9 protein-coding genes are annotated in these 15606 nt (G+C 69.6%); 2 read left to right on the top strand and 7 right to left on the bottom strand.

The genetic code is table 11. The features are described 5' to 3' along the window. Positions 1 to 2 precede the first annotated feature (2 nt). The gene (eda, locus tag AC5IG3_RS05310; RefSeq protein WP_491905262.1) at positions 3 to 626 is read left to right on the top strand and encodes a bifunctional 4-hydroxy-2-oxoglutarate aldolase/2-dehydro-3-deoxy-phosphogluconate aldolase; all 624 of its coding nucleotides are present in this window, start codon (positions 3 to 5) and stop codon (positions 624 to 626) included. Positions 627 to 700: 74 nt separating this feature from the next. Here eda and AC5IG3_RS05305 read toward each other — a convergent pair whose 3' ends face one another. The 5 genes from AC5IG3_RS05305 to AC5IG3_RS05285 are packed head-to-tail and all read right to left on the bottom strand — an operon-like array spanning position 701 to position 10093. Next, positions 701 to 1564, bottom strand: coding sequence for a 23S rRNA (adenine(2030)-N(6))-methyltransferase RlmJ (locus AC5IG3_RS05305; protein WP_491905261.1), 864 nt, complete (start codon positions 1562 to 1564; stop codon positions 701 to 703). Between the two features lie 26 nt (positions 1565 to 1590). Continuing rightward, on the bottom strand, positions 1591 to 5862 hold the full coding sequence (locus AC5IG3_RS05300; protein WP_491905260.1) for an SNF2-related protein: 4272 nt from the start codon (positions 5860 to 5862) through the stop codon (positions 1591 to 1593). Further along, positions 5819 to 7951 (bottom strand): transglutaminase TgpA family protein, encoded by a 2133-nt coding sequence (locus tag AC5IG3_RS05295; RefSeq protein ID WP_491905259.1) that lies wholly within the window; start codon positions 7949 to 7951, stop codon positions 5819 to 5821. The genes AC5IG3_RS05300 and AC5IG3_RS05295 overlap by 44 nt, the downstream gene beginning before the upstream one ends. Positions 7952 to 7961: 10 nt before the next feature. Continuing rightward, positions 7962 to 9032 carry a DUF58 domain-containing protein gene (locus AC5IG3_RS05290; protein ID WP_491905258.1) on the bottom strand — a complete coding sequence of 357 codons (1071 nt, stop codon included), beginning with the start codon at positions 9030 to 9032 and terminating at the stop codon, positions 7962 to 7964. A gap of 29 nt (positions 9033 to 9061) precedes the next feature. Further along, a complete protein-coding gene (locus AC5IG3_RS05285) occupies positions 9062 to 10093 on the bottom strand; it encodes an AAA family ATPase (protein ID WP_491905257.1) in 1032 nt (343 codons plus the stop codon). Positions 10094 to 10162: 69 nt separating this feature from the next. Between AC5IG3_RS05285 and AC5IG3_RS05280 the strand changes: the two genes are divergently transcribed. Further along, positions 10163 to 11098 (top strand): histone deacetylase family protein, encoded by a 936-nt coding sequence (locus AC5IG3_RS05280; protein ID WP_491905256.1) that lies wholly within the window; start codon positions 10163 to 10165, stop codon positions 11096 to 11098. Positions 11099 to 11123: 25 nt separating this feature from the next. Here AC5IG3_RS05280 and AC5IG3_RS05275 read toward each other — a convergent pair whose 3' ends face one another. After that, the gene (locus AC5IG3_RS05275) at positions 11124 to 11672 is read right to left on the bottom strand and encodes an energy transducer TonB (RefSeq protein WP_491905255.1); all 549 of its coding nucleotides are present in this window, start codon (positions 11670 to 11672) and stop codon (positions 11124 to 11126) included. Then, the gene (locus tag AC5IG3_RS05270; protein WP_491905254.1) at positions 11669 to 15601 is read right to left on the bottom strand and encodes a pilus assembly protein; all 3933 of its coding nucleotides are present in this window, start codon (positions 15599 to 15601) and stop codon (positions 11669 to 11671) included. The genes AC5IG3_RS05275 and AC5IG3_RS05270 overlap by 4 nt, the downstream gene beginning before the upstream one ends. Positions 15602 to 15606: the final 5 nt, after the last annotated feature.

Below are 15606 nucleotides of genomic sequence, written 5' to 3'. Positions count from 1 at the left end.
ACATGAACACGCTCGAACTCGCCAGCTACGGCCCCGTCATTCCCGTCATCGTCATCGACCGCGTCGAAGACGCCGTGCCGCTGGCCCGCGCCCTGGTCGCCGGTGGCGTGCGCGTGCTGGAAGTGACGCTGCGCACGCCGGCCGCGCTCAAGGCCATCGAGGCCATGATTGCCGAGGTGCCCGAGGCCATCGTCGGCGCCGGCACCATCCGCTCGGTCGCCGATGCCAAGGCCGTCAAGGCGCTGGGCTGCAAATTTGCGGTCAGCCCGGGCTACACCAGCGAGATCGGCCTGGCCTGCAAGGACATCGGCCTGCCGCTGCTGCCGGGCGTGTCGACCGCCAGCGAAGTCATGATGGCCAACGCCGACGGCTACACCTTCCTGAAGCTGTTCCCGGCCACGGCCGTGGGCGGCGCGACGCTACTGAAGGCCTTTGCCAGCCCCTTCCACGACGTGGTGTTCTGCCCCACCGGCGGCATCACGCTGGAGACTGCGCCTCAGTTCCTGAGCCTGCCCAACGTCAAGGTGTGCGGCGGCTCGTGGCTGACGCCGGCGGACGCGATCAAGTCGGGCGACTGGGCGCGCATCACCCAACTGGCCAGCGAAACGCACGCACTGCGCGGCTGATCGTCAGGCCTCGGCCTCCACAAAAAACGCGGCCCTTGAGCCGCGTTTTTTGTAGGTTATCCAGGGGGGCTGTTTCAGCCGCCTTGCTGCTCGATCACGAAGTTGGCGCCGTCGTACTGGCCCAGCGCCTTCGTCAGCACCGGCATGACCTGCTCCAGCATGGGCTTGAGCACATACGGCGGGTTGATCACCAGCATGCCGCTGCCGAGCATGCCGAAGCCGCTCGCATCCGGCTGCGCCACGTTCATGCGCACGTGCAGCCAGCCGCGCTTGGCCTGCGCCAGCGCGGTGGCCTTGAGGCGCTCGGCCATCTCCTTGGGTTCAAGCCGCTGCAGCACCGGATACCAGACCAGGATCACGCCGTCGGCAAAGCGCTCCAGCCCTTCGCGCACCGAGGTGATGACCTTGCCGTAGTCGGTCTTCAATTCATACGACGGGTCGATCAGCACCACGCCCCGGCGTGACGGCGGCGGCAACTCGGCGCGCAGCGCGCCAAAACCGTCAGCCAGCTTGACCATGGTGTCGCGCCGCCGGCCCAGCAACTCTTCGAGCAGCGGGTGATCGGTGGTGTGCAACTCGTACATGCGCATGCGGTCGTCCGCGCGCATCAGCATCTGCGCCAGCGCGGGCGAGCCGGGGTAGTTCTGCAGCTTGCCGTCCGGGTTGAAGCGCCTGACCAGCGACAGGTAGTCGGCCAGCGCCGGTGGCAGGTGGCCCCGGTCTGCCATCGCCCAGATGCGGCCGACGCCCTGCGTGAACTCGGCATTCTTGCGCGCGTGGTTGGTGTCGAGGCTGTAGGCGCCGGCGCCCGCATGGGTGTCGACCAGGGTGTAGGGCTTGTCCTTTTCCGCCATGTAGCGCAGCACCTGGGTGAAGACCAGGTGTTTGAGGACATCGGCATGGTTGCCGGCATGAAAGGCGTGTCTGTAAGCAAGCATGTGGCAATTGTCCCAGCTAAGGCGGCTCAGTCTTGCGCGCCGTGCACGGGCGCCGCCCGCATCAGCGCCATCAGCTCATCGGCCTTGAGCGGCGCGGTGGATTCGGTGCCTTCCAGCACGCTGTCGGCCAGCTCGCGCTTGTCGGCGTGCAGCGCGACGATCTTTTCTTCGAGCGTGCCCTGGTTCACCAGCCGGTAGACGGTGACGGGCCGCTGCTGGCCGATGCGGTGGGCGCGGCCGCTGGCCTGGTCTTCGGCGGCGGGGTTCCACCACGGGTCGGCAATCACCACGTAGTCGGCCACCGTCAGGTTCAGGCCGAAGCCACCGGCTTTCAGGCTGATCAGGAACAGGTCGCCCTCACCAGCCTGGAAGGCGGCGACGCGCTTGGTGCGCTCGGCCGTGGGCGTGCTGCCGTCCAGATACTGGTAGGCGATGCTGGCGGCGTCGAGCGGTTCGCGCAGCAGTGCCAGGAAGTCGACGAACTGGCTGAACACCAGCGCCTTGTGGCCGTTGTCGACCAGCTCGCGCGCCAGTTCTGCAAAGGCCATGACCTTGGCGCCGGGCTGTTTCAGGTCGGGCGTGACCAGGCGCGGGTCGCAGGCGGCGCGGCGCAGCTTGGTCAGTTGCGCCAGCACGTTGAGGTGCGCTTGGCCCGGCGCATCGCCGCTCATGGCGCGTTCGGCGTCGCGCAGGGCCTGGCGGCGCAGCGCTTCGTAGTGGGCCTGCTCGGTCTCGTTGCCCAAGACGCGCAGCGTCAGTTCGGTGCGCGGCGGCAGGTCGTCGAGCACCTCGGACTTGGTGCGGCGCAGGATGAAGGGCTGGATCAGCCGGCGCAGCGTGCGCTGCGCGCCGCGGTGGCGGTCGCGCTCGATCGGCACGGCGAAGCGGCTGTTGAACTGCGCCAGCGTGCCAAGCAGGCCGGGGTTGCAGACCCGCATGATCGACCACAGCTCCGACAGCCGGTTCTCGATCGGCGTGCCCGACAACGCCAGCCGGAAATCCGCCCCCAGCTCGAACGCGGCCTGGCTCCGCTTGGCGGCGGCGTTCTTGATGGCCTGCGCCTCATCGAGCACCAGCGTGTGCCAGCGCCGCTTGGCAAACGCCTCGGCGTGAATCTGCTGCAGCTGGTAGGACACGACGATCACGTCGCTCGCGCCCGCCTGCGTGATGACGCTGTCGCGGTCGCCCTCGGCAAAGTCGTGCACCCGCAGCGTGGGTGCGAAGCGGCGCGCCTCGGCCTGCCAGTTGCCGATCAATGAGGTGGGCGCCACCACCAGCGCCGCGCCGCCTGCGGCGCGCTCCAGCAGCACGGCCAGCGCCTGCAGCGTCTTGCCCAGGCCCATGTCGTCGGCCAGCACCGCGCCCAGATTGGCCTCGGCCAGCCGCATCGCCCATTGGTAGCCTTCTTCCTGGTACGGCCGCAACTCGGCCTGCAGCGTGGCGGGCAGTCTGGGCTGCCAGTGCTGGGCGCGGATCAGGGTCTCGATGCGGTTCTGGAACGCGGCATCGGTCTGCACCTGCGCGCCGGCCAGGCTGGTTTCGAGCCAGCCGGCCGCAATCGCCGCCAGCCGCAGGCCGCCGACCTGGCTCTTGGGCGCCGGCTCGGCCACGGCGGCCAGGTCGTCCAGCCGCGCGCGCAGTTCCTCTGTCAGCGCCAGATAGCGCCCTTCGCCCAGCGGCACGAAGCGGCTCTGGCTCGATTGGCTCCAGTCCAGCAGCTGGCCCAGGCTGAACACCAGCTGTTCGTTGATGCTGACGCCGCCCTGCAGCGCCAGCCATTCGTTGCCGGACTGCACCTGCACGCTGAGCTGGCTCAGGCCCGCGCTCTCGACCCGGATCGACTTGCCCTTGGGCCAATCGAGCCCGCTGAGCGCGTTCAGGCTGTGCAGCCGCTCCAGCAGCGCCAGTGCGGTGTCAGGGTTTTCGATCGTCCACACGGCTGGCACGATCTGGCCGGGCCGGCCTTGCGGTAGCGGACTCAGCATCGGGCAGGCGTCCTGCACGGTGTCCAGGTGGCTGACCTCAGCCGCTAGATCGCGCTGCACGCCCAGCGTTTCGCCCTTGACGGCGGCGATCAGCCGGCTGCGGCCGCTGCCCGGGTTGAGGCGCGGGCCGTCTTCGCCCAGCGGTGCGGCCACCAGGCGCAGCAGCACGCCGGCGCCGTCGGGGCTGAGTTCGGCGCGCAGGCGGCTGTCGGGCGGCACCTCGCGGCTGGCCCGGATCTCGTCGGCATGAATCTGGAAGTGCGCGCCCAGGCCTTGCAGCACCGGCTGCAGCTGGCCGGCCGCGCCCTTGGGGACCGTCAGGCCGTGGCCGACCAACTGCGCCACGCGCTTCTGCGCCGGGCTCAGGCGGATCAGGCGGGCACGCTGCGGCTCGTCGTGCAGCAGGGTCAGGTTGAGCAGCGCTTCGGCCTCTTTCAGCTCGGCGCTGCTGCGCTGCTGCCAGCGTGTGATGTGGTCGTCGCTGTCGGCCGCATCGAAGCGGGGCGCCGGCTGCAGCCGCACCAGCAGGTGTTCGCCGTGCTCGATCACCTCGATCTCCGGGCTGGCCTCGACCAGCGTCACCGCCAGTTCGGGCGCGTCGTCCCAGGCAACGCAGGGGTGGCCGATCAGCGCGACGGCAGCGGCGGCCAGGTCCAGCCGCAGCGTGCGCTCGGGTGTGTTCTGGCGGATGCAGCGCGCCACCGCGGCGTCCCAGGCCGGCAGCGCTTCGGTCTTGACCAGGCGCGACAGCGGCACCGCCTTGGTCTTGCCCCAGCCGCGCGGGCCTTGCTTCTGCTCCATCGGCGTGATGTCGCGCAGCGCGCCGCTGTCGCTCACGCGCAGCAGCCACCACAGCCGGCTCTCGGCCACGGGCAGGTTGCCGGTCGTCGTGGCACTGACGTCGCCGCCGAGTGCGGCCAGTGCCGCCAGCGCGACCTGCCAGCTCTCCTGCGGCGGCGGCACGAAGAAGCCTGCGGGGCCAGGCCGGTGCTGCACCACGGCCAGCGCGGCGTCCAGTTGCGCGACCAGATCGTCCAGCCCGGCGCCGGCCAGGCGCTTGCGCAGGCCCTCGAAGGCGCTGAGTTGCTCGGGGCTGACCTGGGCGGACAGGTCGTCGGCGTCGCCGCGCTCGGTCAGCCAGGCGCGCATCAGCCAGCGCCAGTAGTCCAGCGTCATGACGTAGGGCGTGCGGCTGTGCGGGCGGAAGGGCGTCAGGTCGCGGCGCGCTTCGCCCAGGCGCATTTGCAGCGCCAGCGCCATCAGGCCCCAGGCGCTGTCGGGGCTGGGCTGGCGCTTGCCGCTCTCGGTCAGGCAGTATTTGAGCGCCTGCTGCAGCGGCGCCGAATCGCCTTGCGCCATCAGCGCCTGCACATAGGGCGTGGCGCTCAGCACCGGCAGCAGGCCCTTGCGCTGCTCGGTTATTTTTTTCAAGCGCCCCAGCGCCGCTTCGTATTCGGCTTGAGCCTCGGGCCAGTGGCAGGCGCGGCTGAGTTGTACGCCGCGCAGCGCCTGCGCCATGGGTGCGCCACCGTCGAACTGGCCGGTCAGCGGTGCCAGCGCGGCCTGTGCGTCGTCAAAGCGGCCGGCCAGCGACAGGTGCTCGGCGTACAGCGCACGCAGCGTGGTGGTGCTGAGATCGTCATCGCCTGGGCCGGCCAGTCGTTGTTGCGCCAGCGCCGTCACCGGCAGCGCGGTGTTCTGCAGCCAGTGGAGGTTGAGTTGCGCCAGCTCCATGTTCAGCACCAGGGTCTGCACGTGGCGGTGCAGGCGGGCGAACAGCGGCGGCTCGATCACGTCCAGCAGTGCGCGTTCCAGCACGTGGCCCCATTCCATGCCCCAGCCGCAGGCGCTTTTCAGGCGCTCGACGCTGCTGGCATCGGCGCCGCACAGCAACTCCAGCCGGGTGATGGCGATGGCCGCGTCCAGCGTGTTGAAGTGGTCGTAGCCGCGCCGCGTCAGCATGCCGCTGAAGCTCTCCTGCTCGGCCAGCGCCGCGCGCAGCACGACGGCCGGTCGTGCAGCCAGCAGGTCGGCATAGACCTCGGCCCAGCGGCCGGGGTGGACTTGCCAGTAACCGAGCTTGCCGGAGGCTTCGCTGATCCAGCCGAGCTGCGCGAGCTGGCTGATCAGCTCGCGCACCGCCTCCTGGGTGTAGCGCACACCGCGTTCGTTGCGCACGGCCAGTTCGGCCAGCATGCCGAGCATCCAGGTGCGCGGGCGCGGCGTGGCGCCCAGCGCGATGGCGTGCAGCAGGCCGCGCTGTGCGTCGTCAAGGTTCAGGTCGGGGGGCGGGTGCGGAGTGGCTTGGGACATGGCGCGGGATTGTCGTCGCCTCGGTCCCCTCGGCCATCCTGGGCAGCGAGCGCACGGCGCGCAGGGCCGATTGGATCAGCACTCGCAGCTCGGCCCGCGACGCCTCACCGCTTTGATACCGCCAGGCCTCCAGTGCCAGCAGCGCCTGCGCCACGGCTTCGGCCCGCTCGCCGTAACGCGCCCGCAGATCGGCGACCAGGCTGCGCGGTGGCTGGTGTGCGGGGCAGGGCAGGCCGCGTCGTACGAGTTGCGCCTGCAGCTGGCGATAGCCGCGCAGCCACGGGTCGCGCGTACCGGTGCGGCGGCTCTGCCACGTGGCAGCGGCGGCGCCCAGCAGCGCCAGCGCGGCCAGCACGAGGGCCAGTCCTCGGGTCAGATCCGCCAGATCGGCGTCAGGCCAGCCGAGTTGCCGCAGCCAATCCAGCTGTCGCTGGCGGTTGTGGCCCAGCACCCATTCGTTCCACTGGTGGTCCAGCGCGCCCCACAGTGCGCGGGTCTGGGCCAGCAGGGCCTGGGCCTGCTGCAGCAACGCCGGGCTCATCTGGCCGAGCGTGCCGGCCATCAGGCCCGGTGGCAGCGTCAGGCGCTGGCCGCGCTGGATGCGCTCGGGGGCGACGGCGGCGGTGGGATCGGCGCGGACCCAGCCGCGCTGCGGCGTCCAGTATTCGGTCCAGGCGTGGGCGTCGGACTGGCGCACTTCCAGCACGCCGTCGACCGGGTTGACCTGGCCGCCCTGGTAGCCGGTGACGATGCGCGCCGGCACGCCCAGGGCGCGCAGCACCACCACGAAGGCGCTGGCGTAGTGCTCGCAGAAGCCCTCGCGCCGGTCGAGCCAGAACTCGTCGACCGCCTGCGCGCCGTAGCCACCCGGCGCCAGCGTGTAGATGTAGTGGCTGTGCGCGATGTGGGCCAGCAGTGCGGCCACCACGCCTTCGGTGTCGGTGGGCGCCAGCTTCAGATCGCGCCGCCACGCCTGCGCCCAGGCCCGGGTGCGCGGGTGCGCGCCGGCCGGCAGGTCGAGGTAGAGCACGGTGGCCGCCACGTCGCCCACCCCGGCGCGGTACTGTGGCCAGGCCTGGGCGCGCACGCGCAGCCGCTCGGTCAGGCCGGTGTCGCTGGTCCATTGCAGGTCGGGCTGGCGACGCAGCGTCACGGCCGGGTTGCTGACCGTGGGCGCGGCGGGCGTGAGTTCCAGCAGCGGCAGCGTGGCCACGCGCAGGGGCTCGACTGTCATTTCGTAGTCGATTGGCATGCCCAGCGGCTTGATGTGTGCCGGCAGCGCGCTGCCCAGGCGCGGCCAGGCCCGCCAGCGCATGCCGTCGGCCACGCTCAGCACCGGGCCGCGGAAGTAGAGCGCCTGCGGCGGCGGCACCGGGCCGCTGAAGCGCACGCGCAGCGCCACGCTGTCGTCCTGCGCCAGCTCGGCCACGTCGCCCAGCTGCATCTGGTCGGACAAGCCGGTGCGCCCGCCCACATCGCCCGGCACGCCCCATAGCGGCGCCAGCCGGGGAAAGAACAAAAACAGCGCCACCACCAGTGGCAGGCCCACGAGCATCAGGCGCGCGCTCAGGGCGGCGATGCGCTGGAGCGGCGGCCGGCCCACCGGCATGTGCGCCAGCAGCAGTGCGGCCAGCAGGCCCCAGACCGATACGGCCATCGCCAGCGCCGTCCAGAGCGACTGGCTGCGCAAAAAGCTGCCCAGCACCAGGAAGAAGCCCAGGAAGAACACCACCAGCGCATCGCGCCGGGCGCGCAGCTCCAGCGTCTTGAGGGCGGCCAGCAGCACCAGCAGGCTCAGGCCCGCATCGCGGCCGATCAGGCTGCGGTGCTCGCGCCACGTCAGCACGCAGGCCACCACCAGCAGGCCTGCCAGCAGCCAGCGCGGCGGCAGCGGCCGGCTGCGCCACGCCAGCCAGCCGCGCCAGCCCAGTGCGCCGTAGGCCAGCGCGCCGCACCACGCCGGCACGGCGCCCAGTTGCGGCAGCAGCGTCCAGCCCAGCACGGCCAGGATCAGCAGCGTGTCGCGGCTCTCGCGGGTCAGGCCGGCGGGTGAGAACCGGGCGAAGGTCGGCCAGCGCAGGGCGGTCATGGCATGGCCCTCACAAGGCCCAACGTGCCAGCGCATCGAGCGCGGCGCGGCGCTGGGCGGCGCCGGCGGCGGGCGGCAGGTGGACGCCTGGCAGCTGCAGTGCGTAGCTCAGCTCGCGGTGATCGGCCTGCAGTACCCAGGCGCACAGGCGGGACAGGCGGGCTTCGGTGTCGGGCAGGTCGGCGGTGTCGTGCCAGTCCAGCGACAGGTGGCCGGTGGCGTCAGGCGGCAGCGACCAGTCGCGCACCAGCAGCGGGCCGCCGCTGTCGAGGCTGCGGGCGGACAGGCGCCATAGCACTTGGCGCGGCGCGTCGCCTTGGCGCCAGGCGCGCACTCCATCGGGCTCGGGCATGTCGTGCGTGGTGGCTGGCTGGGGGGATGTGATGGCCTCGGGTGAATCTGCATCGGCGGGCATCGGTGGTGCCAGCTCGGGCGCATCCCACTCCGGCGCGGGCCAGGCCAGCAGCGGCAGGTCGGGCCGCCAGACCGACCAGGCGCGAAACAGCCCGAGCGGGAAGCGCGTTTCGATCTGCAGCGCCGGCACGTCCTGCGGGCCGCGCTGCAGCGGCAGGTGGATCAGCTCGGCACGGCGGCTGGCGCCGGGCGGCACGTCGAGCCAGACCGGCTCGCCCGCCATGTTCTTCCAGCGCAGCCCGATGCCGAAACGCCCCAGCCCCTGGCCGACGCTCAGCCAGCGCGTGAATCGGCCCACGGCGTGGCGGGGTGGGTCGGCCTCGGTGACCTCCACCATCACCGGCAGCGCCTGGCCGACGAAGCTGGCGGCGGCGTCCGGCGGGGTCGCGAGACTCAGCTGCAGGCCTTGCAGCGTGGCATGGGTGGCGTGCAGCGCGACCACGCCGGTGCCGGTCAGCACAAACGTCAGCAGGTAGCCGAGGTTGAGCTGGTAGTTGATCGAGCCCAGCAGCAGCGCCGCCAGCAGCACGGCGTAGAGCGCCCCCGCGCCGGTGGGCAGGATGTAGAGGTGGCGCTGCGTCAGCGTCCAGGTCGCGCAGCGCGGGTGGCGGCGCAGCCACCAGGCCTGCCAGAAGTCCGGCGGCGTGTAGGACCAGCCTTTACGCATACGACGGCATCACGGAAGCCACTGCGGCATCAGACCAGGCCGACGGATTCGATCATCGCCAGCACCTGCGCCGCGCGGCCGCGCCCGGCGCCTGCGCGCGGCTGCAGGCGATGCGCCAGCACCGGTACCGCGACGGCCTGCAGGTCGTCGGGCGTGACGTGCTCGCGCTGGTCCAGCAAGGCCCGCGCGCGCGCCGCCCGCAGCCAGGCCAGCCCGGCGCGCGGCGACAGGCCGTGCACGAACCAGGTGCCCGAGCGCGTGGCCGCGATCAGCGCCTGCAGGTAGTCCAGCAGCGCGGGTGCGGCGTGCACGCGCAGCACGGCAGCCTGCAGCGCCTGCAATTCGGCCGCAGTCAGCACGGCAGTCAGGGTGCGGATGGTCTGGCGCCGGTCGCCGCCGGTGAGCAGCTCGCGCTCGGCGGCGGGGTCGGGGTAGCCCAGGCTCAGGCACATCAGGAAGCGGTCGAGCTGGCTCTCGGGCAGCGCGTGGGTGCCGAGCTGCTCGGCCGGGTTCTGGGTGGCGATGACGAAAAAAGGCTCGGGCAGCGCATGGGTCTGGCCGTCGACGCTGACCTGGTGCTCTTCCATGGCTTCGAGCAGCGCGCTCTGGGTGCGCGGGCCGGCGCGGTTGATCTCGTCGGCCAGCAGCACCTGCGCGAACACCGGGCCGGGGTGGAAGACGAAGGCCTCGCGCTGGCGGTCGAACACGCTCGCGCCGATCAGGTCGCTGGGCATCAGGTCGGCGGTGAACTGCACGCGGGCGTAGCGCAGGCCGAGCGAGGCCGCCAGCGCGTGCGCCAGCGTGGTCTTGCCGACGCCGGGCAGGTCTTCGATCAGCAGGTGCCCGCCGGCCAGCAGGCAGGCGACGCAGTCGCGGATCTGCGCCGGCTTGCCCACCACCACCGAGCCGACTTGCGCCAGCAGGCGCTGCAACTGCAGTTGCAGCGACGGTTGCAAGGTGGGTTGTGAAGGCGTCGCCTGCAGCGGCCTTTGCGGTGCGGCAAGAGGGGCGGTGGTGCTTGTCAGTGAAGCGTGGGCGGTTTGCGTCATCATGGCGAACATAACTGAAACCCGTGGAGACAAACCGCGACTGCGGCACTTTCGTGCTGCCGCAGCCGCGCGATTCAGACGATGAGCACTGCGTACTACGCCCACCCCGACTGCCGCGGCCACGACATGGGCGCCGGCCACCCCGAATGCCCGCAACGGCTCGACGCCATTGAGGACCATCTGCTGGCCACCGGCCTGGACATTGCGCTGACCCGCATTGACCCGCCGCTGGCCCGGCACAGCGACCTGATGCTGGCGCACAGCGAAGGGTATCTGCTGGAGCTCGACGAGTTCCTGCGCCAGGCGGCCGAGAGCGGCCACAGCCGCGCGCTCGACCCCGACACCACCGTCTGCCCCGCCACCCGCCAGGCCATGCTGCGCGCCGCTGGTGCGGCCGTGGCGGCCACCGACGCGGTGATTGACGGCGTGGTCGACAACGCCTTCTGCGCCATCCGCCCGCCCGGCCACCATGCCACGCGCAGCCAGGCGATGGGCTTCTGCTTCTACAACAACGTGGCGATCGCGGCGCGCCACGCGCTTGATGTGCGCGGCTTGAAGCGCGTGGCCATCGTCGACTTCGACGTGCACCACGGCAACGGCACCGAGGACATCGTCGCTGGTGACGAGCGCATCCTGATGGTGAGCTTCTTCCAGGACCAGCTCTACCCCTTCAGCGGCGGCGTGCCGCTGGGCGACAACATGGTCAACCTGCCCATCCCCGCCTACACGCGCGGCATGGAAATCCGCGAGCTGATCGAGGCCAACTGGCTGACCCGGCTCGACAGCTTCAAGCCCGAGATGATCTTCATCTCGGCCGGCTTCGATGCTCACCGAGAAGACGACCTGGGCCAGCTCGGCCTGGTCGAGGCCGACTACGCCTGGATCACCCAGCGCATCGTCGACGTGGCAGAGCGCCACAGCAAGGGCCGCATCGTCTCGTGCCTGGAAGGCGGCTACAGCCTGAGCGCGCTGGCGCGCAGCGTGGCGGCGCATTTGCGGGTGCTGGCGGGGGTGTAACCGCGCTGGTCGCGCGCCGTTGCGATCAGCGCGGCGCCCGGCTCTGGCCGGCCAACTCGGCGCTGAATTCGACTTCCACGCGCATTTGCGAGCGCACCGCCCGGCCGTCGACCTCGCCGGGCGAGAAGTTTGCGGCCAGAAACGCCTGCCGCGCCGCCTCCTCCAGCGCCGCCGGCAAGCCCGGCGCGGCCCGCACCCGTCGTACGCGGCCTTGTGCGTCGATGAACAGCGTCAGCACCGCCCGGTATTGGCCCAGCGGCGCGGCCTCGGGGTAAGGCAACTCCACCTGTTGCAGGGCGGCCGGTGCGCGGCTCAGGGCGCTGCGGGGCAGGTAGCGGTCGTCGGGATCGGCGCTGGCGTCAGCGCCTGCGTCTACCTTGGGCTGCGGTTCGGGCGCAACCCCGGTGGGCGCTTCAGGGGCCGGGCTGGGCTCTGTCGTGACGATGCGGACCTGGATCGATCGCGTTGCTGCAGGCGTTGTGCCTTGCCGGGTGTCGCGCGCAGGGCGTGAGGTGAACAGGGCGAGGTGAGCCAGCAGGACGGCGGTGGTGATGAGAATGAGGCGCCCCCTCAATCGATCAACTCACGCCAGCCGCTGCGCTTGACGTTGAAGCTGGCGGGCAGGCTGCTGCCGCCCGAGGCCTGGAGCTTGATCTCCTGCTTCTGCGTCGTGACGATGGCGCTGACCTTGTCGCCCGTGCCCACCACCCGGTTCAGGCCGACGACGATGCTGGTGTAGGGCGTCACCGCCAGCACCGCGCCGTTGTTGAGGTCGAACTGGTAGAGGTAGGACTGGCCGCCCTGGCTGCAGGCGTCGTCGATCGGCTCGGTCGACACGAACGCCAGCACGCCGGCGGCCAGCGGGATGCCGTCGAGCGTGACGCGCTCGCGCGGCGTGCCGCTGGCGGGTTGGTCGAGGTCGACGAACCAGCCGTTCTGCGTGCTCCAGTCCACCGTCTTGGGGCTCGCGAGCAGCCGGTTGCTGCCCAGCGCCTGCTGCACCAGGCCTGAGGTGGCAGTGGTACGCAGCACGCCCAGGCCGGTGGCGGCCAGGCTGTCCTTGACCGAGTAGATGCTCTGCCGCGTCGTATCGGTCAGGTCGGTCACGCCCAGCATGCGGCCGGTGCCGAAAGACACCATCGCCACGCCCTGGCTGCCCAGCGTCACCTCGGTCAGCACCGGCTTGCTGGTGATGGGCTGGGCCGTGCCGCTGGCTGTCAGCGCCCGGCCCAGCAACACCGCCTCGCTGCCCGAGGGCGGCGTGCGGTCATCGGGGTCGAAGCGCCACAGGTTGCCCAGCATGTCGCCGGCATAGAAGCGCTGTGCGGTGTTGTCGGTGTCGGCCTTCACCCAGGCGTTGATGCGGCCCAGGTTGCTGGGCGTGGTGCTGTCGCCCGCCGTGGTGGCGACGGTGGTCACCAGCGCGCCGGTGACGGCGTTGACGGTGTAGAGCCGCCCCACGCCGTCACCTGCCGAGACGTTGTTGGTGCCGGTGGTGAAGGCCACCACCCAGGTGCCGGCGGCGTTCTTGGTGATGATGGGGTTGCCGTAGGTCAGGCCCAGGTTCTCGAAGCCGCTGGTGCTGCTGCTGATCTCCCAGAGCAGCGTGGGCGTCTCGGGCACGGTGACGTCCAGCGCGTAATAGCCGCGCCCACCCGCGCCCAGCCCGCCGACCAGGATCGTGCGCCACTGGGTGCCGTCGTACACGTCGGCGATGTTGGGTGCGGCATCGACGAAGTAGCGATGGTCGCTGCCGTAGTTCTTGTCGGCCAGATGCCACAGGTTGGCCATCACGGCGGTGGGCACATAGGCCCACAGCTCGGTGCCGCCGGTGCTGTCGTCGCTCACCTTGAAGGCGTGCAGCATGCCGTCGTTGGCCGCCACGTAGACCACCTTGGTGCGGCCGGCCTTGGCGCTGGCGTAGCTGGAGTAGCCCGCGTCGGCGTACTTGAACGGCGGCTTGCCGACGTAGACCGGCGTGGCGTTGATCAGGTCACCCAGGCGCGACGCCCGGCTGCGGAAGACCTGCGAGCTGGCGCTGGCGTTGCTGAGGTACAGCGAGGTATCGCCGCCCAGGTAGCTCACCAGATTGGTGCCGGTCATCTTGGACAGCGCGGTGGCGTTGGTGATGCTGTTGCACTGCGAGGGCCTGAGCGCAGCACCGGTCGTGCAGCTGACATCGAACAGCGTGTTGCGCCCGGCGGTGGTCAGGTTGGCGTAGGTGAATGCGGCCAGCGCGCCGGATTTGTTGAACCAGACGTTGCGCGCGGTGCTGCGGGCGTCCAGCACGTCGCGGGCGCTCCAGACCTTGTTGGCGTCGGTCGTGGCGGGGGCGACCAGGTTGCCGCTGGCGTCAAAGGTGAAGCGGAAGGCGCGCAGGTCACCCGTCCAGTCCATCGTGGTGTAGCTGGGCAGGAACAGCCAGTCGTCGCCCGACACCGGCGTGAGTGCGCTGGCGGCGGCCGCTGCACCGCTGCCGTTGGCCTTGTTGATCTCGTTGAGCGTGGTGCTGATGGCGTCGGCCAGCGTGGTCGGGTCGGTGGCCGAGAAGTACTGGCCGCGACCGTTGACGGCGGCGTGCCAGAGGTCGTCGATGTGGGTGGCGTTGGAACTGCCGCCCAGCGTGCCGCTGGGCACCGGCCAGTTCTTGGTGCCGTTCTTGAGCGCAACAAAGTCGCCGGTGGTCTGCGTCAGGTAGTTGCGGTCGTAGGCCAGCGTGCCGCGCAAACCCAGGCCCAGCGTGAAGGTGGTCATGTGCTGCTTCGTGTTGGTGTCCCGATCGAAGCCCGGCACATGGTCTTCAATGTCCGAGCGCAGGTCGTTGATGTAGTAGTACTCAGCGATGTCGGCCAGGGTGTTGCTGTCGCCCCCACTTGTGGTGGTTGGTGAGGTCACCGGCGGACTCGCAGGCTGAAGCACGGGGACGGTGCTGACGCTGGAGCTGGGGCTGCTTACCCAGATCGGCGTTGAGTTACCGCCACTACTGCCAACGCCCAGAGAAGCAAACAGTGCCGGGAGGTTCAGTAGAGAGACGCAGTAATTTGATGCTGTGCCGTAGTTGTTCCAACTGGAGCAGGACGGCGAGCTGCTGGGGTTTGTGGAACTGCCTGTTGACGTTTCAGAGTTGTCAGGGCCAACGACCGTGGTATTGGTCAGCAGGCCATCCGAATAGGTCTTTGTTGTGATCGTGGTGGTCGTGACGTTGAAGTTCTCGGTTGTCGTGCCCGTCTTGTTCGGATTGCAGCGTTGTGGCTGGTCTGTCACCTTGAATGGCGCCAACAAGCCGCAGCCGCTGGCTGGAAAGAGAACAGAGCCTGATTGCGTCACGTGGTGTCGCTGCCAGTTCAGTGGTGTGGTTTCTGTCCTGACGCTGGTTGAAATATCTGTGGTCTGGACGGTGTAATTGCTGCTCGCCCCGTCCTTCATCGGCCGTACTTCATTTCCGTCCTGCTGGCCTACTGCCGTGCTGCCGTTGAGCTGATACGGGCCGTAGCCGCCACCTTCCGTGTTGGTATTCCAGTAGCCGTCAGTGGTCAGCAGCGTGTAATTGCGCTGGCAGCTGTATTTGTTGGGGTTGGGGTCGGTCTGGCCGGTGAGGCGGTTGCCGTAGTAGCGGCCGACCTTGCTCAATGCGCCCCGCAAAGGGGTCCAGCTGTCGCCTGTGGTGGCGTACAGCCGATCAAAGAAAAGGGTTTTCTGGGCGGCATCAAAGTCGCTGACATTGAGGAACCCGTTGCTGGGGTCTGCCGTGGTGTCGCTGATTTTGGTGAAGCCGACGCGGAAATCGGAGCCAAGTTTCTGAAACGCTGGCCCTGAAGCAGACCGCATCATCAGCCGCCGGGTGCGGTAGTACGAAAACCAGTTGGCGTAATTTTGTTTTTGAGCCGTTGTCAGGCTGCTCAGCAGCACCTGCGCAAAGACGTTCTGCCCGACGGAGTTGACCATGCACTCGCGGTAGAAGGTGGTGCCGGTATCGACTGAGCCGTTGCTGGCGTAGGTCCAGTTCATGGCCGGCTGGATGCCGGGGCTTTTGTAGACGTAGTAGTAATTGCGGTGAACCAACGAAATCCAGTCCGACGTGTAGCTGACATCGCTGCTGCCCAGGTTGACGGTACCGCTGCTGCTGGCGTAGCCATCGATCTTGGCGCTGCTGAAACTGGCCGCCGCGTAGTAGGTGCCGTCGGCCTTGATGGGCGGTGTGTACGTGATGGCCGGGTTGTAGGCCACGCCATTGCACTGTGGCGAAAAGTAGCCGTAAGTAAGGTCTGCTGTTTCGCCGTTGCTGGTGTTCAGCTCGTCCGGCATGAAGTCCCAGGCCATCGAGCCTGAGTTGTCCAGCACGAACATCAGGTTGGGCTTGGCCTTCTGGGTGCTGACGGTGCCCAGCGGCAGGGCGGAGATGTCGGCCGGGGCGGCTGTGGCGTTGCGCAGCAGGCCCGGTGCCAGCAGTGCCAGCAGCGGCACCAGCCACGCCAGCAACCGCAGCGGAGACGAGGGGGACATGCGCT

The sequence above is a fragment of the Leptothrix sp. (in: b-proteobacteria) genome (assembly GCF_965250675.1).
Taxonomy (GTDB): domain Bacteria; phylum Pseudomonadota; class Gammaproteobacteria; order Burkholderiales; family Burkholderiaceae_C; genus Sphaerotilus.
Note: the sequence above shows the minus strand (reverse complement) of the source record. Positions and strands in the feature narration are given on the sequence as shown.

Coding starts and splice junctions, on each gene's coding strand:
- eda (WP_491905262.1), top strand. CDS start 3: ATGAACACGCTCGAACTCGCCAGCTACGGCCCCGTCATTCCCGTCATC.
- AC5IG3_RS05305 (WP_491905261.1), bottom strand. CDS start 1,564: ATGCTTGCTTACAGACACGCCTTTCATGCCGGCAACCATGCCGATGTC.
- AC5IG3_RS05300 (WP_491905260.1), bottom strand. CDS start 5,862: ATGTCCCAAGCCACTCCGCACCCGCCCCCCGACCTGAACCTTGACGAC.
- AC5IG3_RS05295 (WP_491905259.1), bottom strand. CDS start 7,951: ATGACCGCCCTGCGCTGGCCGACCTTCGCCCGGTTCTCACCCGCCGGC.
- AC5IG3_RS05290 (WP_491905258.1), bottom strand. CDS start 9,032: ATGCGTAAAGGCTGGTCCTACACGCCGCCGGACTTCTGGCAGGCCTGG.
- AC5IG3_RS05285 (WP_491905257.1), bottom strand. CDS start 10,093: ATGTTCGCCATGATGACGCAAACCGCCCACGCTTCACTGACAAGCACC.
- AC5IG3_RS05280 (WP_491905256.1), top strand. CDS start 10,163: ATGAGCACTGCGTACTACGCCCACCCCGACTGCCGCGGCCACGACATG.
- AC5IG3_RS05270 (WP_491905254.1), bottom strand. CDS start 15,601: ATGTCCCCCTCGTCTCCGCTGCGGTTGCTGGCGTGGCTGGTGCCGCTG.